Genomic DNA, 22696 nt, shown 5'->3' on the forward strand with positions numbered 1-22696 from the left:
GCCAATAACTGTACATACCAGCACATCAGAGTTTACTAACTTTTCAGCCGCATATGCCACATGTGTTGGATTGACGCATACTGACTTGAATTGATACGCTTTTGCCTCTTCAATCATTTTGTCGATTTGTGCACGTGTGGATTCAGGCTTTAATAATGTATGATCAATATATTTTTCGTAATTCATCGTACTACTGCTCCTATCTCTATGTTTATTATTTTAATTATAACATTGTGCATACTAAAAACCGATTGATTGCATATCACATAAACAAACATCAATTTATGACAGAATTCTACTATTTTTCTGATTATTCTGTTGAAATACCCATTTTGGTGTGCTACGATAGCAATATTACAAAACACTTTAGTTTGGTAGAGAGTGAAAGCGAGGTTAACAACATGGAGAATGCTTTGATTACGTCGAAGTTAGCGGAAGTCTCATTTTTACGTTTGGCAGAACAATGTGGGTTTCAACTTATTGATACATCATTTATTGAAACATTAAATTGGGAGACGCTAACATCAGATGATTTGAAACAAATGCAAGAACGGAGTATGTGGCAAGATCATAAGAAGCTATTTGCGTTACGCAATGATTTTACAGATCAGCTCGTGCGCTATTATCAACAGTATGACCGCCAACATCAGTCGGTCGCCTACTCAGGAGCTATCGTGCGACATCAAAAGATCCAAACACAACTCGGTCTTGAATGTTATCAGCCGACGATTCAAGCAATGCACCAAGCTTTTATAACGTTTTACGATTATATTCGTGACACGTTAAACGACGACATCGATTATGTTATTCTCGGTCACTATGAACTTGTACATTTGTTGTTAGGTGATAAGCAAACGAGTGAGGTAATGACGTGGATTGCGCAACGGAATATTTCAGCGTTAACAACAGCGCTCGGTGTGGAACATCCTCTTGTACAACTACTTCTGACACCGACACACGAGCAGTTACAACAACTCAATTCACGTTTTGATGCAAGCCATCAGATTGTCGCAACGTTGAATCACTGGGATAACTTTTTCCGTTCTCTCGGCATTCAAAAGCTTTATTTAGACATAACACCGCAACCGCCACGTTCATACTACAAAGGCATTTTTATCAATGCGGTATTAGCTAAACGACAAACGACATTAAATGGCGGTTACTACAAAGAGACACTCGAAGGATTCGGTCTCGGGCTGACATTATAACTATATAAAGGAGGTTCTGGCATGCTGACCATCGCATTAGCCAAAGGACGTTTATTAAAAAGTTTTATCGCTTATCTTCAACAACAAGGGGAACATGAATTGGTTCGGTCAATTGAATCACGTGACCGCCAGCTTCAAATTCAAACGGATCAGTATCACTTTTTATTCGTGAAAGGGAGTGACGTCCCTATTTATGTCGAACAAGGCATTGCAGATATCGGTATCACCGGTAGTGACATCTTAGCTGAAGATTTATACGACGTAAATCAGCTGATTTCTTTACCATTTGGCGCTTGCCATTTTGCAGTTGCTGCGTTTGACGAAACAACGGAATATCATAAAATTGCCACGTCTTTCCCTAAAACGGCACAACGTTATTTTCAAGACACAGGACGTGATGTCTCGTTGATTGAGTTGTCAGGCTCTATTGAACTCGCCTGTGTGATTGGGATGGTCGATGGTATTGTCGATATTGTCCAAACGGGGAACACCTTGCGTTCCAATGGACTTGTGGAGAAAGAGTTTATTGGAGACGTGCAAGCACAATTGATTACGAACCGCCAAAGTTTCTTTACTGCATCAGCTGAAATTGATGCCTTTATTAACATGTTAGGAGTGTCTATCGTTGATTTATAATACACAGCAGTTTTTTGACCAATACCAAGCAGTTGCTCAATTAGATACACAGTTGCACGACCAAATTGCGACGATTTGTGAAACTGTCAAACAACACGGCGATCGTGCATTGTTTTCGTATAATGAACAGTTTGATGGTGTGGCTGTCGATACACTTGAAGTACCACATATACAGTTACAACAAGCCTACGATACGCTGGACAGTCATTTGCGCCAAGCATTAGAGCTGAGTTACAGACGTATTTATGACTATCAATCAAACATTCGCTATCAAAATCAACCAAGTAACCAAGAAATGTATGAAGTATATCACCCCATTGAACGTGTCGGTGTCTATGTACCAGGTGGTAAAGCGAGTTATCCTTCTACCGTGCTAATGACCGCCACACTCGCCAAAGTTGCAGGTGTAAAAGAAATTGTCGTCGTCACACCTCCACAAATAGATGGCATTGCGCAAAGTGTTTTAGCCGCATGTCATATCGTCGGTGTCGATCATGTCTATCAAATAGGTGGTGCACAAAGTATTGCCGCACTGGCTTACGGTACAGAAACGATTCCGAAAGTAGACAAAATTGTCGGACCTGGTAATCAATACGTTGCCTATGCGAAAAAACTCGTTTACGGCGAAGTGGGGATTGATCAAATTGCTGGACCAAGCGAAATTGCACTTATTATCGACAGCACATGTGATGTTGACGCTATTGCATACGATGTATTAGCACAAGCAGAACATGACGAACTGGCACGTACCTATGTTATTTCAAGGGACTTCGCCTTACTTGAACAGCTCGAAACACGTTTGACGGAACTCGCTGCGACGTCAGAACGCCAAGATATTGTAACAGCGAGTTTACGTGACCACCACTATGCGATACATGTAGATAGCTTTGATGCATGTTGTCAGCTTATGAACGAAATCGCACCGGAACATGCATCAATTCAAACGGCAGAACCTGAACAATATGTACCTTGTATTCACTACGTCGGCAGTCTATTTTTAGGCAATTATGCACCGGAAGCAATTGGCGACTATATTGCAGGACCGAGTCATGTCCTACCAACGAATCGTACTGCCCGTTTCCAACACGGACTATCGGTCAATGACTTTTTAACAAAACATACTGTCATTCAACTATCACGCAACACATATCAACAAACCTATTATGCTGCTGCGACGATTGCACAAGATGAACAACTTTACAATCACCAATACTCTTTAACGGTTAGAATGCGAGGAGAAAATAATGATTAGAATTGATAAAAATGAAGGTGTGGGGACACCTTTATCAGCGAAGACATACTTTGAAGTACTCAATAACCAAGATTATAACTTGTATCATGACAATGACTATGACCGCTTCTGTAAGGCTTACGCCGAATATTTCGGTGGCTTTTCAAAGGAACAAATTTGTGCGGCGAACGGCTCGGATGAACTGATTCAAAAATTGATGCTCATTATGCCGGAAGGAGCTTGTCTCACGTTAAACCCTGATTTTTTTATGTATCAGACATATGCGGAACAAGTCCAGCGTCCAATTGAGTTTGTTGATGCAACATCAGATTTACAATTTCCGATTGAAAACGTCTTAAAACGCATTGATGACGTACATCCGAGTTTTTTTATTTTAAGTAATCCACACAACCCGACAGGACAGCGTTTTGATGAGGATTATATTTTACAAATTGCCGATAAAATGAAGGCGGTTGGCGGTTATATTGTGGTCGATGAAGCGTATATCGACTTTTCAACACCTCTGGATATTACGCTAGAAGATCATATCATTGTCATGCATACGTTATCCAAAGCTTTTGGACTTGCTGGCTTACGTGTCGGTGTATTGATCGGCACTGAACCAACGATTGCACGTGTGCGCCGTATTGAACACCCGTACCCACTCAATATTTTGTCATTACGCATTGCGACGTACTTGTTTGAACATCCAGAGTCAACGAAAATATTCGTCAAACAACAACGCGACTTAAGTGACCGACTCAAGACAATCTTTACACATTATGTAGGAGACAAATTAACATTATATCCAAGTGAAACAAACTTTATTTTAACTGCGGGCGAACAAGCTGTGGCACTGGACAATTATATTTATGAACGTGGCTTTAAGCCGAGATTTTATGACCCTATCACAGAACAACCAATGAGTGATTGTGTGCGTTACTCTATTATGTCTACTGAAGATATGGATCGTTTTGAAGCGATTGTGAAAGAATGGAGTGAACAGTATGACCTTTCAAATTAAACGAGAGACGAAAGAAACACAGATTGACATGACCCTGACGCAAGGATATCAAGAAAGTCATATTAATACGGGCATAGGCTTTCTTGACCATATGTTGACACTGTTCAGCTTTCACAGTGGCTTAGCCTTGAATATCAATGTACACGGCGACACATGGGTGGACGACCATCACACAACGGAAGACATTGGTATCGTGTTAGGTCAATTGTTATTACAACTCACACAGGCAACCCCTTATTATGAGCGTTATGGTCAACAATATTTACCAATGGATGAAACGCTAGCACGTGCGGTGGTCGATATTAGCGGTCGCCCTTACCTCAACTTTAATGCGACATTTAGTAAAGAAAAAGTCGGACAATTTGATACGGAGCTCGTCGAAGAATTTTTCCGTGCATTTGTGATCAATGCGCGGTTGACTGTACACATCGATTTATTACACCAAGGAAATACCCACCATGAAATTGAAGCGATTTTCAAAGCTTTTGCCCGTGCATTGAAACAAGCATTGACGCCTGCACAAACGCAACGTATTCCATCATCTAAAGGTGTGATTGAATCATGATTGTTATTGTAGATTATGGGCTAGGAAACATTCATAACGTTAAACGTGCAGTCGAGTATTTAGGGTACGATGTCGTCTTGTCACGTGACTCTGCGACGATTCAAGCAGCTGAACAATTGATTTTACCAGGTGTTGGTCACTTTAAAGATGCGATGACTGCCATTCATCACTATCAGCTCGACACCCTACTTCAACAATGCGAGCAACCGATGATTGGTATTTGCCTCGGTATGCAGTTAATGTACGAAGGTAGCGAAGAAGGTCATGTCGCAGGTCTGGGCTTACTCAAAGGGCATATCACAGAAATTCAAACACCTTATACTGTGCCACATCTTGGTTGGAATAACTTAATTGCGCCCTACGATGATTTACAACAAGACGTCTACTTTGTTCATAGCTACCAAGCACCAATGAATGATGATGTAATCGCTTATGCAGAATACGGCACACATATTCCAGCCATTGTTCAAAATGGTCGCTATATCGGCATTCAATTTCACCCCGAAAAAAGTGGACAAATCGGTCTGGAAATACTTGCACAAGCACTCAAAGGAGGATGGCAATATGCTTAAACTATGGCCAGCAATTGACCTGATTGAAGGACAAAGCGTGCGCTTAACAGAAGGAGATTATGACACATCAGAAGCAATGACACGTTCAGCAGAAGACAGCATTCAATTTTATCAACAATTTGACTGTGTTGATCGCATTCATATTATTGATTTAATCGGCGCAAAATCACAGCGTGCAATCGAAATGGATTATATTCGCCAATTAATCGACAGTAGCACAAAACCGATTGAAGTCGGTGGAGGTATTCGTGACGAAGAGACCATTCGTGCCTATTTATCTCACGGCGTTGACTATTGTATCGTCGGAACCAAGGCGATTCAAGATATCGCATGGCTAACAGAGATGGCAACATTATTTCCCGGGAAACTGTATGTCTCCGTTGATGCATATGATACCGACATTAAAATTAACGGTTGGTTAGAAGATGCACAGCTGAATTTATTCGACTATGTGTCCGCAATTGCGCACTTACCTCTTGGTGGGGTTATTTACACAGACATCTCCAAAGACGGCAAATTGCAAGGCCCGAACTTTGAACGTACCGCACAACTCGCTGCCCATACACAACTCCCTGTTATCGCCTCTGGTGGCATTCGTAATCAAGCAGACTTGCGCCAGTTAGAAAGTAGTGGTGTTGCGGCCGCTATCATTGGTAAAGCTGCTAATCAACCTGAATTTTGGGAGGGCTTGCGATGATCAAAAAACGCATTATCCCCTGCCTAGACGTTAAAGATGGACGTGTCGTTAAGGGCATTCAGTTTAAAGGCTTGCGTGACATTGGTGATCCCGTTGCGCTGGCAATGTATTATAACGATAGTGGTGCGGATGAACTCGTCTTTTTAGACATTTCAAAAACAGAGCGTGGACACGATTTAACACTCGACATCATCCAACAGACCGCTTCACAACTGTTTATTCCATTGACTGTCGGCGGTGGCGTTTCAACATTGGAAGATATTTCACAACTGCTCAAGCACGGGGCTGATAAGGTGTCCCTTAACTCTGCCGCATTAAAAAACCCAGAACTCATTCACCAAGCAAGCGAGAAATTCGGACGACAATGTATTTGTATCGCAATTGATAGTCAATATGATGCTGAAACGGACGACTATTATTGCTGTACACATGGTGGAAAGAAACGAACAAATAAGCGCGTCTATGATTGGGTAAAAGAAGTGGAAACACTCGGTGCCGGCGAATTACTTGTAACAAGTATGGCTTATGACGGTATGAAAAATGGTTTTGACCTTGACCATTTGAATGGGATTGCACAACGTGTGAACATCCCAATTATCGCGTCAGGTGGTGGCGGTAATCCAGACCACTTTGTAGAACTATTTAATGAAACACCTGTATCAGCTGGACTTGCTGCTAGTATTTTACACGACAAAGAAACAACGGTGACAGAAATTAAAACAACACTCAATCAAGGAGGGATTCCAGTCAGATGGCACTAAAACCAGACTTTTCAAAAGGACTCTTGCCTGCCATTTTACAAGATACTACAACACAACAGGTACTAATGTTAGGCTATATGAATGAAGAAGCATTTGAGCGCACTGTCAATGATGGCGTCGCATGGTTCTATTCACGTTCAAAACAACGCTTATGGAAAAAAGGTGAAACATCCGGTCACACGCAACAAGTTATCGATATACATCTTGACTGTGATAATGACGCTATTTTATTGTTTGTTGCGCCCCAAGGACCTACATGCCATACAGGCTCACAAAGTTGTTTCAACACAACATCACCCTATCGACTACAACAGCTCGAAACAACGATTCAGCAACGTGCAACAGCCCATGCCGACAAGTCATATACGCAATACTTGTTGACAGCAGGTAAAGAAAAAATCACGAAGAAATTTGGTGAAGAAGCATTTGAAGTTGTCATCGCTGCAATGAAAAACAATCGTTCCGAACTTATTGCTGAAAGCGCCGACCTCCTCTATCACTTCTTCGTCCTCTTACACGAACAAGGCGTGGCGATTCAAGATGTAGAAGCTTTACTCGCCGAACGCCATCACACCAAAAATAACTTTAAAGGGGAACGCCAAGACATTGAGAATTGGTAGTGACTATAAAATACACGTACACATCATTGTTGCGTGTATTTTTTATTTATTCAGTCTAAACAGCTAGGTGTTAAAATATAACATAAATTTTACTACTTATATCATGTTACAATGAGATTAAGCACCATTCTAAAGTGATGTAGGATAAGACCCATCAATTTAGAAAATGCATTACTCGGATTAAGTTCCTTTATCGCAATTGTACTCAGTTTATTAACATCAACAAAGGAGTGATATTGATGAATCTTGTGACACTCGTACTGCTAGGTATTATAGGCACCATGATCTATGCACTTTTTTGTACATGGCTATTCGACTGGAATCAAAAAAGAAGAGCAAAACGGTTTGCCAACCACTCTCCCCTAACAAAAAAACAGCGCTATGCTGTCTTTTGGATTCATATATTGTTCGGCTTTATTTTCGTTATATATTTGGTTTATACGAACTATAGATAAGTGCTTGGTTAGTTTCAACAATAATATAAATATTTCCTTATCAGTTAAACATTTTTAGGAAAAGTTAAGTAGGTTTAATGGTATATTATGTATTAAAATATCTGGCATAAGCCAACTCTGCAAGTTCGACTAAAGGTATTAGTCCCCACTTGTAGAGTTGTTTTGTTGTTAAAGCACGATGAACTTCTTGCGTTTTTGAGAATCGCCAACATTTCTTATGTTAATGTATGACTCTCATTAAACTTTACTTATCAAGTCCGTATTCACGTAATATCTCTTATTTTTCTTAATAATCCCTCTATCAAAGCAATTTATCCATCCTCCAGTTACTTGGTTAATTTCTGTTATAATCTCTTTGAAGACATCTGAGCTATTTCGTTTCGTTAGACGCCTTAAGACACAGTTTAAATTTTTCACGCTATCTAATTTGAAGTGTTTATTAAATATTAAGTAGTTATTTTTTATAACCCCCATATTTAATAAATCTTTCATTTTATAAGTTTTATTATTCCTATTAATTAAAAAGCAAGCATCATTATTACACTCACTTTCCCGAAAATTCTGATAATGGTATACTGATTTTAATATTAGAGGTGATTTTATGAAAATAAATACTGCATTCTATTACTTATTATCTGGAAGAGTTCTAGCAAACATAGGAGACAGTTTATATTACATTCTCACAATGTGGTTGGTATATGATATTACGCAAGATGCATTTTATACTGGTATCATTAATGCACTTATTATTACGCCTAAGATTATCCAATTTCTATATGGCCCTATTATAGATCGCATTAATTTAAAGAAGGTATTGCTATATAATCAATCCATTCAATTTGTATTAATATTGCTAATAGCCGTTTCAAAATATTATGACCAATTGAATATATATCTTTTGTTCATAGTTGTACCTATCGCCTCCCTAGTATCAGAGTTTGGTTATCCAGCTCAAACTAGGTTAATTCCGGAAGTATTAGATAAAGATAATCTCGTTAAAGGTAATTCAATGATGGCAACAGCAAACCAAGGCGTCGATGTTATCTTTAACTCAATATCTGGTATATTAATAAGCTTTTTCTCTATTACAGCACTATATTTCAGTAATACCTTGTTCTTTTTATTTGCTTTTCTACTGTTTTCAAGAATTAAATATCATTCTAAAACGCAAATAACAGTAAAAAATGATAAGTTAACCGTTAAGGAATATTTAAAGTTAATGAAAGAAGGTTTTATTCTAGTCAGAAAGTCACTTATTTGGGTATTAATCTTAGGATCAGCCACTGTCAACTTTGCGATTGGTCTCGTGTATACATTATTACCCATTTATGCCCATCAATATCATAATCCAAAAATCTATGGCTATTTATTAGCTTCTATGTCGTGTGGGTTAATTATTGGTGCTATCTTTAGCAATTATTTTAAAAAATATAGACTTGGACCGCTTTGCTATACATCTTTTTTTGCTTCATTTTTACTTTGGTGTTTAGCACCATTTTTCAATATTTATATCTTTATTATGCTGTTTTCACTAGGATGGGTATCGATAGGTTTATTAAATGTCGTGTTAGCCTCTGCTAGTCAGCAAGTCATCCCTAGAGATAAGCTAGCAAGAGTGGATTCTATAAAGTATAGTTTAGGTGTCATCACGATGCCTTTAGGCGGTATCATTGGGGGTATTATCACAAAATATATTTCGGTTGAATTTTCTTTCATACTCGCTTCCATATTCTTTCTGCTTATTTCATTTCTGTGGATATTGCATAAAGATTTAAGAACTTTACCATCACAAACGAATTTAACATATACAGATATGAAAATAACATAAAAATAGCCCTTAACTTCACACAACAAAGGTCGTGTGGTTAAGGGCTTTATATATTTTAGAGATGATATGACGTTACGGCACCATCGTCTGGATCATTTTTACCGTGAACATAATAGTCCACATGTTCTGGTTCTAATGGTTTCACGCCTTTGATGATGTCTGCTGCTTTCTCAGCTAACATCAACACTGGTGAATGAATGTTACCGTTCGTTGTTGTTGGCATAACAGATGCGTCCACAACACGTAAGTTTTCCATACCATGTACTTTCATCGTTAATGGGTCGACAACTGCCATTGGGTCGGATGCAGGGCCCATTTTTGCACTACAAGATGGGTGTAAGGCTGTTTCTGCATCGCGACGTACCCAATCCAAAATCTCTTCATCTGTTTGAACACTTGGCCCTGGAGAGATTTCGCCACCGTTGAAGCGATCCATCGCTGGTTGTTTCAAGATATTACGTGCTACGCGAATTGCTTCAACCCATTCACGTTTGTCTTCTTCTGTTGAAAGGTAATTAAAGACAAATTTCGGTTTGACGTATGGGTTCGTTGACGTGATTTTTAAACTGCCACGTGAGTTCGAGTACATCGGTCCTACGTGTACTTGATAGCCGTGGGCTGTTTCTGCTTTTTGTCCATCGTAACGCACCGCAAGTGGCAAGAAGTGGAACATCAAGTTTGGATATGCCACATCATCGTTTGAGCGCACGAAGCCACCACCTTCAAAGTGGTTACTTGCAGCAGCACCTGTACGACGTGTTAACCATTCTAAACCAATCAATGGCATTTTCAACTTGTTCAAGCTTGGCTGCATTGATACGGGCTCTTTACATGTATGTTGAATGTACACTTCCAAGTGATCTTCAAAGTTTTCCCCGACACCTGGTAAGTGTAAACGTGGTTCAATGCCGAGTGTTTTCAAGTATTCTGTGTCGCCGATACCTGAAAGTTGTAAGAGTTGTGGCGTGTTAAATGCGCCACCTGATAAAATCACTTCTCGTGCTAAAACTTTGTGTAAGCGACCGTTGCGTTTGTATGTTACACCTGTCACCGTATTGCCGTCAAAATGCAATTTCTCAACAAATGCACGTGTTTTGACTGTTAAATTTTTACGTTTCATAGCTGGACGTAAATATGCACGTGAGGCAGATACACGACGTCCGTTATGAATTTGGCTATCAAATGGACCAAATCCTTCTTGACGATAGCCATTCACGTCTTGTGTCTTTTTATACCCCGCTTCAACTGCCGCATCGAAAAATGAATGGAATAGCGGGTTATTCGCTGGTCCACGACGCAATTTAATAGGTCCATTTAAGCCACGAATTGGATCGTCTTTCGTTGCGCCAAATGTTGTTTCTAAGCGTTTGAAGTATGGTAGACAGTGGGCATAGTCCCAAGTCTCCATGCCTTCTGGTTGTCCCCATTTTTCATAATCTAAAGGGTTCCCACGCTGATAAATCATACCGTTAATAGAACTTGAACCACCGAGCACTTTCCCACGGGTATGGAATACTTTACGTCCACCCATATGTGGCTCACCATCTGTCTCATATTTCCAGTCATAAAAACGATTGCCTGACGGATACATCAACGCTGCTGGCATTTGAATTAATAAATCCCACGGGTAGTCACTACGTCCAGCCTCTAATACTAATACTTTCTTATCTTTATCTTCACTCAAACGCGCGCCTAATACTGACCCTGCGCTACCGCCACCAATAATAATATAGTCGTACATTTTATCGTATGCTTTACCCATCGAACATCCTCCTCAAGTTAAACTTCAAGTGATTGTTTCTCAGTGTGCAAATAACTACTGCTTACCAAACCAATGGACAGGTTCTGGATTCGTATTCGTTAAAATATGTTTCAATTCTTGATACTCTTCTAAACCAGCTGAACCAAGCTCACGACCGATACCAGATTGTTTATAGCCGCCCCATGGTGCTTGTGCAAAATATGGATGGAAATCATTTACCCAAACCGTACCCATACGTAATTTATGTGCCACGCGTTGGGCTTTACCGATATCTTGTGAGAACACACCGCCTGCAAGACCGTAAATAGAGTCGTTAGCTAGGTGAATCGCTTCTTCCTCTGTATCAAAGCCTTCGATTGTCACAACTGGACCGAAGACTTCCTCTTGTACAATACGCATTGATGTGTCGCAATTTGTGATAACAGTCGGTTCAAAGAAAAAGCCGTCTTGCAAGTCTTCACGTTCTGGGCGTTGACCACCAATCGCAATCGTTGCACCCTCTTCTTTCGCAACTTGCATATAGCTTTCGACTTTTTCACGATGTGCTGCTGAAATCAGTGGTCCTAACTCTGTTGTCTCATCAAAACCGCTACCCATTTTGATGTTTTTAATACGTTCAATCAGTGCCGCTTCAAAGTCATCTTTAATCGCATTATGAACGATTAAACGTGAGCCCGCAGAACATACTTGTCCCGCATGGAAAAACGCACCATTCAACGCTTGGTCCACGGCTAAATCAAAGTCTGCATCATCAAAAACAATATTCGGGTTCTTACCACCCAATTCCAATGCTACATTCGTTACATTGTCTGCCGCTTGTTTCATAATGCGTTTACCAGTTTGAATACCGCCTGTAAATGATACTAAGTCTACTTCTGGGTGTGTTGACATGATGTCACCAATATCAGACCCAGCACCTAGCACAAGGTTGATAACACCTTTAGGGAAACCAACTTCCTCCATCAGTTCAAAGACGCGAATAGTTGTTAATGGTGTGATCTCACTCGGCTTCATTACAAGTGAACAACCCGTTGCCAATGCAGGCGCAATCTTCCATGATGCTTGAAGCAGTGGATAGTTCCATGGTGTGATTTGTGTTACAACGCCGATTGGCTCTTTCACCACTTTACTTTCAGTGTTTGGAATAGGCGCGTCGATTAATTCGCCACCGTCTTTATCCGCCAAACCTGCAAAATACATAAAGACATTGTGAATATCATCCATGTCTGCGCGAGACTCTTCTAACGTTTTCCCTGTATCTAACGTCTCCAACTGTGCTAATTCTTCACGATTTTCTTTAATTTTATCAGCAATTTCACGTACTTTTTGCCCCTTATATTCTGCTGTTGTTTGTGCATACTCCCCTGCATCAAACGAGCGACGTGCTGCTAAAATGGCACGTTCCACATCTTCTGTTGTACCTTCTGCAACTGTTGTAATAACTTCCTGATTGTATGGATTAATAATGTCACGTGTGCTGTGATTACTGCTTTCTACCCATTCACCATCGATAAATTGACGACGAGATAACTGCTTAATCAGTTCCATCCTATACACCTCTGTTAAGTTTGTTAAGTTTTTATTTAACGAATTTTACAAAACAACTTTATCATACCTGTCAAAAAAGTGTCAACTTTCCCTAATAGACCTTGTTCCTTGAAATAATATTTTGTTAAATTTTGCATCTTTTTTTCAGAAAAACTTGAGTTTCTGTTAGGAACAAGCGTACAATTTAGCCGATAGGATAGATATAAAGGGAGGGAACCATTAAGTGACACGTGATACAAATTATGAAACACAACTAGAAACAGCGAAAGACATTGTTATTAACTCAATTGCCGAAACAATGGATTTATACGGTATTAATCGCAGTGTTGGCAACTTATATGGCACAATGTTATTCAAAGAGAGTATGACACTCGATGAAATGCGTAATGAACTTCAAATGAGCAAACCGAGTATGAGTGCAGGAGTTAAAAAATTACAGGAGTTTGATGTCGTTAAACAACGATTTACACGTGGTAGTCGCAAACAACATTTTGAAGCTGAAAAAGACTTCTTCACATTTTTCAGCAATTTCTTCACTCAAAAATGGTATCGTGAAATCAAAACTAATATGGCTGCCTTACGAGAAGCAGAAGCTATGATCAATCAAATTCTAGCTGCGGAAGATATCGATGAAACATTGCGACAAGAAGCGCAAGAGGTAAAGGAACACATGATTCACTCACGCCTATACTACCAATGGCTCAATTCTATTAGTGATGCGATAAAATCTGGGGCTATTTTTAACTACTTCCCAATTCCTGATGAAGAGGCTTAATCGAATAGGAAGTTATGTGAAAAAGAATATATGCACACAATTTTTAAATGAAAACTATTCACTCTAGTAGACGTGCAACAGATGTTTCAAGAGATTTAGATATCCCCATCCAAACGTTAACAAAGTGGCTCAGTATATATCGTAAAGATGGTGAAAAAGCATTTGTCGGTAGTGGTCAACGTACGCAAAGAAACAATCTGAGGCTGACTTACAAAAAAGATTAAGAGCATTAGAAGAAAAATATAAAAGAGGGCTATACATATCTTTGTCAAAAACTAGCAGTAATCTACAAGTTTATAGATGAACACCGCATGCGTTTTGTGTTATAAAGATGTGTTAAATACTGGGTGTTTCAAAAAATGTTTTATAGCTGGAAAAAGCGTAAACCAAGTAAGCATGCCAGTAAACGTAATATGTTAAAAAAACATATTTATCAATTTGATATTCAGCGTCAAACAGACTTTACTACGTGAAAAAGGCATCCAAACAAATATGAGCCCATAGAATTTGAGAAGAATATGCATAAAATAACCTATCTAGTTAAGTGCTTTTTGATTTTCAAAAGTACTTAACTAGATAGGCAAACAAGCGAAGTGCGGTAAAATCCTTTTTTCTTGTGTCCGTATTCTTGATATAACTCCATTCTATACCCAAAATAAACCATCTGCTTAATAATTTAATCTGGTAATTTTTTTAGCATATAATTTTTCAGCGTAATATTCTAAAAGACTAAATACTTGTCTTTCTATTTTTCTATTTCTATATGCTTGTAGGATATTTAATGATAAAACGATTAATTCTTTCTCTTCTCTATTGTAATTTAAATCTATGGTGCCAATTAAATTATTTTCTATTAAAATTGGTAAAGCATAATAACCATTTTTCCTCTTTTTCTTAGGGATATAGGCCTCTAGTCTATAGTCAAAAGAAAAAAGTTTTTTTAATCTTGTTCTATTATAAATCAAATTATCAAAAGGAGATAAAAACACATTTTTAGATACTATTTCATTGCTTTGGTTATTAAAATACTCAATATCTTTGTTCAGTATATAATGCTTTTCACCTTCATTAAACAAAGCACACACTTCATTTGACTTCTCTAATTCACTTAAAACACCTTGAACGTCGTTAATCTTCACTTTCCATTCAAATGCTATTTCCTTAGCTGTTAATACACCTAACCCTTCAAGAGAACGCAATACATAATATTTTAAAGATTCTTTATAGCTGTACGGATTATCTATAGTTTCTTTTTTATATAGGTATCTTTGAAAATTCTTATCTCTTAAAATGCCTATCTGTCCTGTTCTAAATAAAAAACTTGTTAAATCTTGTATTTTGCCTGTTTTCCACCCTTTAGACTTATTGTACTTATAGATGTTAGTTAATTCTTTAAATGGCAATAACGTATTTTCTGAAATAGACTCTAATATCTTTTCCATTAAAACAAAATCTTCTGTGTTATAAGACCCTTTATATTTTTCATAGAACCTAGTCTGCGTCCATAAGTATTTATTATCATCTTGAATATTATTTATAGTTAATGCCCTACTATAATTTTCACTTATTTTAAATTTTTCATAATATTTTAATAAATCTTCTTGTTCATAACTTTTAATTCTATTAATAAAATACAAATCCTGAGCTCTAAGAAAAACGTTAATACTATCTAACTGAACTATACCTACACTATCAAGCGCATGATATATATCAGTAAAATAATTATTTTCATTTAACCTTTGCTTGAATATACTAAAATTTTTAATTTGTTTATTTGATATTTGCATAAACACCTCTGATTATAACAACTATTATTAAAATTGTTGATAAAATAGCGATAGTATACTGAACACCTAGTACATTAACTATAAAACCTGATAGAGCTAATCCTAAAGGGTAACCTGCTGTAATAAAAATAAACTTCTCTTTCGTAAAAACACCTTCTTTTTACACTTTAATTAATAAACTAAGCACCCTGAAAAGTCAACTGAATTTACAAAAATGGTAATTTTTCATATAGATGCCTTTAGTAATCGTGCAATTTGTAAGAGCTTCTTCTTACTATTCGTCTTTAGCTTTATCAAAACATTTGAAAAGTACACAATCATGACAATATAAACAATGATTTAGATACTTAATATCAATAAGGTAATTAGAATCGAGTAGGAAAATAGCCATTAATTGACTATTGATCCACACATATCAGCGCATCACTTCCTATATAGAACCCAGTTAATATCAGACTTTATCTTGTTAGGCAGATTCGCCCATTCTACATAGCCTTATATGATATTTCTGTTCGTCAGTACGAGTGCTTGCGTCCTACTTCCTTCAGATTCCACTTCACAATGGTACCCTTGTCTTTCTTTAATAGCCCCTACTACTAATCCTATAACGGACTTTCACCGTCAAGTTATTACCCATGCCGGGCGCACCCAAAAAATGAAGCCTGACATACTTAAATGCCAGACTTCGTTTTCTATTTATAAGTTATTATCTTCATCATCTTTTTCGCTCACTTGTAGAATTCTCAATGAACGACGCTCAATTTTCTTAAAGCGTTCCGCACGTGTTTGTAGTGCAATACGGTCTCCTGATAATATCATCATAAAAGAAATCATAATAATGATAAAAATGATGATTAACGGGACACCTGCCACAATGGATGCTGTTTGCAAGATTTCCAACGCTTTTTCGCCACCGACAAGCATGAGTGAGAATGGTAACAAGCACAATGCGAACGCCCAAAATAAGCGATTCATTTTGATAGGCTCACCTTTCACACGTATTTGCGTGGCAGCTGCAACAATATATGATGCAGAGTCGAACGTCGTTACTAAGAATAAAAAGGCGGATAGCACGAATAAGCCAATCATCACAGGCGCAAATGGCAATTGGTTGACGACTTCAATAATTGTCGCTTCCGTACCGTGTGAATTTAAGAAAGCTATCACGTCAAATTGACCCGTTAATTGAAGATAAGTTGCGTAATTTCCAAAAATACCAAAGAACAATACACAACCGAATGTTCCATACACAATCGTACCTAGAATGACTTCTTTTAACGTACGCCCTCTCGAAATACGCGCAATAAATAGACCGATAAATGGCGCATAAACAATCCACCACGCCCAGTAGAATATCGTCCATTGTTGTGGGAAGTTTGTTTCTTCACGACCACCGATACCTCCAAATGGTTCAAGCCATGTTGCCATTTGAAAGAAATTTTTAATCATATTCCCAAAGCTTGTAACAGTTGTTTCCATAATGAAAATCGTTGGACCAATAATAAAAATAAATGCGAGTAAAATTAATGATAACCAAACGTTCAAGTCACTGAGCAACTGAATCCCTTTTTTCAAGCCACGATATGAACTGTACGCAAAAACAACAGTAATTGCAAGGAGTACGAAACTTTTAACAATCATGCTCGAGCCGTTGATACCTGTTAACTTCTCCAATCCGGCTGAAATCATTGGCACACCTAATGCAAGAGACGTCGCTGTCCCACCAATCAAACCAAAAATAAAGAGAATATCGACTAATTTACCAATAAAGCCATCTGTTTGTCCTTTTAATATCGGACGGCAGGCTTGACTGATTTTAAACACGGGTTGTTTCTTTACAAAGACTAGATAACCAATAGGTAACGCTGGTAATACGTAAATTGACCACGCAATCGGTCCCCAATGGAACATACCATACATCGTCGCATAGTTGAGTGCAGCATCACTCATCGGTTTCGCACCTTGTGGCGGTCCTTGATAATAGTACGCCCACTCGATGACACCCCAGTATAAAATATCTGAACCGATACCCGCACAAAACAGCATAGATGCCCAAGCAAAGTCGCTAAACTCTGGACGATCGCTTGCACGTCCTAGGGTAACCGAACCATACTTACCAAACGCAATATATAAGACGAAACAAAAGATGGTGAGACCTAATACGAGATAAGTCGCACCCAAGTTCGTTGTGACAAACTCATTCATCGCTACAACGACGGAACGACTTTGTTTTGGAAAGACCATCATTGGAATTACAGCGAGTAATAAAACAAACGCTGCACCACCAAAGACAATCCAATCCATTAATTTATTATCTTTATGCACAGTAAATCCCCCTTCGTTAATCTGCAGCATGACATCATAAAACCTCTGCTTTAGACTAACGAAGTTGACATATTAATGCAAATTTCATTCAATCACATACAAGTGCATTTATGAATATATATAACTAATGAACTTTGTAAACATTGTTAAAACAACGTTATAAAGTAGGTTAAAAACGTTAAATTTAAACTTAACATACCATTTCATGTATTTTTATTCATAATTTATTAATATTTATTTATTTTCATTATGTTATGTCAAAGGTGACTTTCAGCGCTTAATGTCCAGTTTTATAAGTTATTATCTTCATCATCTTTTTCGCTTACTTGTAAAATTCTGAGTGAACGACGCTCAATTTTCCTAAAGCGTTCTGCACGCGTTTGTAATGCGATACGGTCTCCCGATAAAATCATCATGAATGAAATCATCATAATGATAAAGATGACAATCAACGATACACCAGCGACAATGGATGCAGTTTGTAAGATTTCTAGCGCTTTTTCGCCGCCTACCAGCATGAGTGAGAACGGTAATAAGCACAATGCGAATGCCCAGAATAGGCGATTCATTTTAAGTGGTTCTCCTTTGACACTTACTTGTGTTGCAGCTGCCACAATGTATGATGCGGAATCGAATGTTGTCACTAAGAATAAAAAAGCAGATAAAACGAACAAACCAATTATCACAGGCGCAAACGGCAATTGATTCACAACTTCAATAATCGTTGCTTCTGTACCATGCGTATTTAAAAATGACACAACATCAAATTGACCCGTTAATTGTAAATATGTCGCATAGTTCCCAAAAATACCGAAGAACAATACACAACCAAAAGTGCCATATACAATCGTACCTACAATGACTTCTTTCAACGTACGTCCTCTTGAAATACGGGCAATGAACATACCAATAAATGGTGCATAGACAATCCACCACGCCCAATAGAATATTGTCCATTGTTGTGGGAAGTGTGTCTCTTCTCGACCACCGATGCCACCAAATGGTTCTAGCCATGTCGCCATTTGGAAAAAGTTTTTAATCATATTACCGAAACTTGTCACGGTTGTTTCCATAATGAAAATTGTTGGCCCGACCATAAAGACAAATGCGAGCAAGATAAATGCTAGCCAGACGTTCAAGTCACTAAGCAACTGAATCCCTTTTTTCAAGCCACGATATGAACTGTAAGCAAACACAACTGTAATCGCTAAGAGCACAAAACTTTTTACGACCATACTGGAACCATCAATACCTGTTAACTTCTCTAATCCGGCTGAAATCATTGGCACGCCTAACGCAAGAGACGTCGCTGTCCCACCGATTAGACCAAAAATAAAGAGTATATCGATTAGCTTACCGATAAAGCCATCTGTATATCCTTTTAAAATCGGTCGACATGCTTGACTGATTTTGAAAATCGGTTGTTTTTTCACAAAGACTAAATAACCGATTGGTAAAGCAGGTAATACGTAAATTGACCACGCAATCGGTCCCCAATGGAACATGCCATACATCGTCGCATAGTTAAGTGCGGCATCGCTCATCGGCTTGACACCTTGTGGCGGTCCTTGATAATAATATGCCCACTCGATAATGCCCCAATATAAAATATTTGAACCAATACCGGCACAAAACAACATGGATGCCCACGCAAAGTTACTAAACTCTGGACGATCTGTTGCGCTGCCTAGTGTGACCGAACCATATTTACCAAACGCAATATATAAAACAAAGCAAAAAATAGCAACACCTAACACGAGATATGTTGCACCTAAGTTCGTTGTCACAAACTCATTTATCGCTACAACGACAGAGCGACTTTGTTTTGGAAAGACTATCATTGGAATTACAGCGAGTAATAAAACAAATGCTGCACCACCAAAGACAATCCAATCCATTATTTTATTATTTTTATACACAGTAAATCTCCTTTCGTTAATTTTTATCTCGACATTATAAAGCCTCTATTTCAGCCTAGCGAAGTTTACATATTAATGCAAATATCATTCGGTTATATACATGTGCATTTGTGAATATATATAACCAACCAATCTTATAAATACTATTAAAATAATGTTATAACGTGTGTTAATAACGTTAAATTGAAATTTAACATTCTATTTTATGTATTTTTATTCATCATCAATAAATTTTTATTTATTTCTAAAAAACAAAAAAATACCCACTTCTATTTAAAAAAGTGCGTATCTTTTAAGCTTTAAATATTCGGTCCATAAAGACGAGCTGTATCATCAACAGGTTCACCCGCAATACGTTTTGCCAAAGTACCATGCCATGATTCCGGTGTGAATGGCGCTTCTTGTAATTCTTTTAAAGAGGCAATATCCGTCGCACCACGTAACGTGTCGTTCATGCGTTGAATTGTCCAATTCGGATACGGACGTTCTTGTAACTCGAGCATATCTCCTTGTTGAATGTAGCCTTCTTTTAGTACACGATAGTGCCACCCTGCCTTGCCAGTCTCTTCTAACATCACCGAAAAGTCCACGATGCCTTGACGTCGACTAGTTTTCCAGCAAGGTCGTCTTGGTTGCGCCACTTTTACAATCGCATCACCAATTTTGTAAATATCACCAATACACACTGTGTCCTCATCCATCCCTGTTACGGCGATATTCTCACCGTTACTTCCAACATGAATCTCTTGTTGGTAATGTTCACTAAACACTGGGTAATGTGTCACAGCATACGCAAATAATGCTTTTTCTGCGCCCCCATGATGACGTGTATCTGCAACTGCATCTCCTTCCAATCCCTCTTTCCCAAGCCATACAGGCGTATCTGTTTCTTGTTTATACATCGCTGTTGTCCAAGTTTGTTCCATTAACTCCTTAGCACCCGCATTTCCATGCTGACGTACTTTACCGATATAAAGTTTTTGAATTTGACCTACCATCCATAACGTCCCCTTTTTAATTTTTATGATTTGGCGTGCTATCATATGTTACCTGTGAAATCTTAATACTTGTATCGTGTTAAAATGCCTTATACACTAACATTAACCAATATAGATAAAGGTGGCAACAACTTATGCAACATTCATTATATCAACACGGAACACTTGGCACATTAATGGCAGGTGCACTTGAGGGCACTTGCTCGATTCAAACACTTCTAGAACACGGTGATCATGGAATTGCCACATTAACAGGTTCAGATGGGGAAGTCATCTTTGTTGATGGCCAAGCCTTCCATGCAACAACTTCTGATAGCAAGGTACAAAAGCTACCAGATCACACTCTCACACCATATGCGTCTGTCTCAAAATTTTCAGCAGATACAACCTTTGATGCGACTGACATGAATCATGAAATGCTGTATCAACAAATACGCGAACAGATGTTGAGTGAAAACTTATTTGCGATGGTTAAAATTTCGGGAACATTTAAGCGTATGCACGTGCGTATTATGCCGAAACAAAACCCACCGTATACCCGCTTGATTACATCTGCCAAAGCACAACCAGAATACCATCGCGAGCATATTAAAGGAACCATTGTCGCTGTATACACACCAGAAGTTTTTCACGGTATCGGAGCCGCTGGTTTTCACGCACACTTTATCTCAGAAGATCATACATTTATGGGCCATATTTTAGGTTTTGACCTTGCTGAAGGTATGATAGAAATTCAAAATTGTGCTGTTTTTGAACAACATTTATCAACCGAACCAAGTTTTCTGAATAAGACATTTGATTACCAAGATATCGCAGAAGACATTCGTCAAGCAGAGTAGAACTAGATGGTGAAACATGAATAGAAACTTTCAATTTAAGATGTTATGCAGAACACAATAGCTGACTGGGGTGAAACAACTTTATTCCCCTGCTCAGCCTTGTAAAAATGGGACAACGGAATCTTTTTAGAATCATGTCGTTGTCCTATTTTTTTCATTATCTAAAAAGTTGAAGATACAATCTGTATTCTCCACATGGTCAACATGCCTCTGAACCTGAATCATATGCATATTGACCTGTGTGATCATATAAATTATCCAGCCTGTATGAGATACGTCATTGATAGACTGTTGTTTGATATTGTCTGTGATGCAGTATCCAATAATCCCCCTACCAATCCGAAATTACAACTTCACCTAAGTATGCACTTAACTTCATAGCTTACAAACCTCATTTCCCATACTGAATTCATATTCCATGTAAACACCTTTTTAAAGTGATAATTATGCAAAAGTATGCTGTACGTTCCACATGAAACATTTAGAAACAAAGGGAAGACTACCCGCATTATGCCAGTAGCCTTCCCTCTATGTTAATGAGTTATGTGTATTGAATTGTTGCCGTTAACAAAACTTGTGTATCCGTTTCATTACAATAACTATGTGTACTTTCACCACTAAAACGAATCGCTTGCGAAGATTCAATATAATATTTTTGCTCACCTATTTCCAACGTCAAAGTCCCATCATTCACGATAATAAACTCTTTTGCGCCTTGTGGATGACCATCTGATTCCAACTTACCGCCTGGTGCGATTTCCATACTAAACATTTCAAAACCATGTGCGTTGTCATATGGAAAATAAGGGTAGACAACAACCGATTGATCTTCATTATAAATGGGCTTTAAGTCTTCCGTAGCCACTTGATAAATATCTCTTTTGTCCTCACTAATCAATGTATTTAATGGTAAATATAAACCATTTGCCAACTTCCACAATGTGTTAATACTCGGATTACCAGTCCCTTTCTCAATCTGGCTAATCATCGTTTTACTAATTCCCGTTAACTGTGAAATATTATCCAGGCTAAGCCTTTGAGTTTGACGATATTGCTGTAGATTACGTGCAACAATTTGATTAATATCTTCCATGTTTCAAACCCTTCCTGTTTACAATATAAAGAACATAATGTACGATATAGTTT

At 38.2% G+C, this 22696-nt stretch carries 20 protein-coding genes and 1 pseudogene; 13 read left to right on the top strand and 8 right to left on the bottom strand.

Annotated features, from left to right (window positions below):
* Positions 1-186 (bottom strand): annotated as a pseudogene (locus NXS11_RS02145) (deoxyribose-phosphate aldolase); the annotation flags it as partial.
* 215 nt (positions 187-401) lie between these two features.
* Between NXS11_RS02145 and NXS11_RS02150 the strand changes: the two are divergent.
* The 10 genes from NXS11_RS02150 to NXS11_RS02200 all read left to right on the top strand — a co-directional run bounded on the left by NXS11_RS02150 (position 402) and on the right by NXS11_RS02200 (position 9597).
* Complete coding sequence (locus NXS11_RS02150) at positions 402-1208, top strand: ATP phosphoribosyltransferase regulatory subunit (RefSeq protein WP_259198630.1); 807 nt, start codon at positions 402-404, stop codon at positions 1206-1208.
* Positions 1209-1229: 21 nt separating this feature from the next.
* Entirely contained in the window at positions 1230-1844 is a 615-nt protein-coding gene (gene hisG, locus NXS11_RS02155) for an ATP phosphoribosyltransferase (RefSeq protein WP_259198287.1), read from the top strand.
* Positions 1837-3096 (top strand): histidinol dehydrogenase, encoded by a 1260-nt coding sequence (gene hisD / locus NXS11_RS02160; RefSeq protein WP_259198631.1) that lies wholly within the window; start codon positions 1837-1839, stop codon positions 3094-3096. Before hisG ends, hisD begins: the two co-directional genes overlap by 8 nt.
* Entirely contained in the window at positions 3089-4099 is a 1011-nt protein-coding gene (locus NXS11_RS02165; protein WP_259198288.1) for a pyridoxal phosphate-dependent aminotransferase, read from the top strand. Before hisD ends, NXS11_RS02165 begins: the two co-directional genes overlap by 8 nt.
* On the top strand, positions 4083-4664 hold the full coding sequence (hisB, locus tag NXS11_RS02170) for an imidazoleglycerol-phosphate dehydratase HisB (protein WP_259198290.1): 582 nt from the start codon (positions 4083-4085) through the stop codon (positions 4662-4664). Before NXS11_RS02165 ends, hisB begins: the two co-directional genes overlap by 17 nt.
* Positions 4661-5236 carry an imidazole glycerol phosphate synthase subunit HisH gene (gene hisH, locus NXS11_RS02175; RefSeq protein ID WP_259198291.1) on the top strand — a complete coding sequence of 192 codons (576 nt, stop codon included), beginning with the start codon at positions 4661-4663 and terminating at the stop codon, positions 5234-5236. Before hisB ends, hisH begins: the two co-directional genes overlap by 4 nt.
* Positions 5229-5933, top strand: a complete 705-nt coding sequence (gene hisA / locus NXS11_RS02180; RefSeq protein ID WP_259198292.1) for a 1-(5-phosphoribosyl)-5-((5-phosphoribosylamino)methylideneamino)imidazole-4-carboxamide isomerase — start codon at positions 5229-5231, stop codon at positions 5931-5933. Before hisH ends, hisA begins: the two co-directional genes overlap by 8 nt.
* Positions 5930-6694 (top strand): imidazole glycerol phosphate synthase subunit HisF, encoded by a 765-nt coding sequence (hisF, locus tag NXS11_RS02185; RefSeq protein ID WP_259198296.1) that lies wholly within the window; start codon positions 5930-5932, stop codon positions 6692-6694. Before hisA ends, hisF begins: the two co-directional genes overlap by 4 nt.
* Entirely contained in the window at positions 6685-7314 is a 630-nt protein-coding gene (gene hisIE / locus NXS11_RS02190; RefSeq protein ID WP_259198298.1) for a bifunctional phosphoribosyl-AMP cyclohydrolase/phosphoribosyl-ATP diphosphatase HisIE, read from the top strand. The genes hisF and hisIE overlap by 10 nt, the downstream gene beginning before the upstream one ends.
* A 1056-nt stretch (positions 7315-8370) precedes the next feature.
* Positions 8371-9597: an MFS transporter gene (locus NXS11_RS02200; protein ID WP_259198300.1), complete on the top strand. Its 1227-nt coding sequence runs from the start codon at positions 8371-8373 to the stop codon at positions 9595-9597.
* 55 nt (positions 9598-9652) lie between these two features.
* Here the strand turns inward: NXS11_RS02200 and betA are convergent, their stop codons facing one another.
* A complete protein-coding gene (betA, locus tag NXS11_RS02205; protein ID WP_259198301.1) occupies positions 9653-11359 on the bottom strand; it encodes a choline dehydrogenase in 1707 nt (568 codons plus the stop codon).
* 54 nt (positions 11360-11413) lie between these two features.
* Positions 11414-12907 (bottom strand): betaine-aldehyde dehydrogenase, encoded by a 1494-nt coding sequence (gene betB / locus NXS11_RS02210; RefSeq protein ID WP_259198304.1) that lies wholly within the window; start codon positions 12905-12907, stop codon positions 11414-11416.
* 223 nt (positions 12908-13130) lie between these two features.
* Between betB and cudC the strand changes: the two genes are divergently transcribed.
* Positions 13131-13682 (top strand): choline uptake/conversion transcriptional regulator CudC, encoded by a 552-nt coding sequence (cudC, locus tag NXS11_RS02215; protein WP_259198306.1) that lies wholly within the window; start codon positions 13131-13133, stop codon positions 13680-13682.
* 47 nt (positions 13683-13729) lie between these two features.
* The gene (locus NXS11_RS02220; RefSeq protein ID WP_259198308.1) at positions 13730-13906 is read left to right on the top strand and encodes a hypothetical protein; all 177 of its coding nucleotides are present in this window, start codon (positions 13730-13732) and stop codon (positions 13904-13906) included.
* Between the two features lie 444 nt (positions 13907-14350).
* Here NXS11_RS02220 and NXS11_RS02225 read toward each other — a convergent pair whose 3' ends face one another.
* The 4 genes from NXS11_RS02225 to NXS11_RS02240 form a co-directional block, all read right to left on the bottom strand.
* Entirely contained in the window at positions 14351-15469 is a 1119-nt protein-coding gene (locus NXS11_RS02225) for a DNA glycosylase AlkZ-like family protein (protein WP_259198309.1), read from the bottom strand.
* 696 nt (positions 15470-16165) lie between these two features.
* On the bottom strand, positions 16166-17773 hold the full coding sequence (locus NXS11_RS02230; protein WP_259198634.1) for a BCCT family transporter: 1608 nt from the start codon (positions 17771-17773) through the stop codon (positions 16166-16168).
* A 311-nt stretch (positions 17774-18084) separates the two neighbouring features.
* On the bottom strand, positions 18085-19692 hold the full coding sequence (locus tag NXS11_RS02235) for a BCCT family transporter (RefSeq protein ID WP_259198636.1): 1608 nt from the start codon (positions 19690-19692) through the stop codon (positions 18085-18087).
* A gap of 320 nt (positions 19693-20012) precedes the next feature.
* Positions 20013-20711, bottom strand: coding sequence for an MOSC domain-containing protein (locus NXS11_RS02240; RefSeq protein WP_259198310.1), 699 nt, complete (start codon positions 20709-20711; stop codon positions 20013-20015).
* 134 nt (positions 20712-20845) lie between these two features.
* Between NXS11_RS02240 and budA the strand changes: the two genes are divergently transcribed.
* A complete protein-coding gene (budA, locus tag NXS11_RS02245) occupies positions 20846-21550 on the top strand; it encodes an acetolactate decarboxylase (RefSeq protein WP_259198311.1) in 705 nt (234 codons plus the stop codon).
* A 541-nt stretch (positions 21551-22091) separates the two neighbouring features.
* Here budA and NXS11_RS02250 read toward each other — a convergent pair.
* On the bottom strand, positions 22092-22643 hold the full coding sequence (locus NXS11_RS02250; RefSeq protein WP_259198312.1) for a helix-turn-helix domain-containing protein: 552 nt from the start codon (positions 22641-22643) through the stop codon (positions 22092-22094).
* Positions 22644-22696 lie beyond the last annotated feature (53 nt).

Source organism: Staphylococcus americanisciuri, assembly GCF_024814435.1.
GTDB lineage: Bacteria > Bacillota > Bacilli > Staphylococcales > Staphylococcaceae > Staphylococcus > Staphylococcus americanisciuri.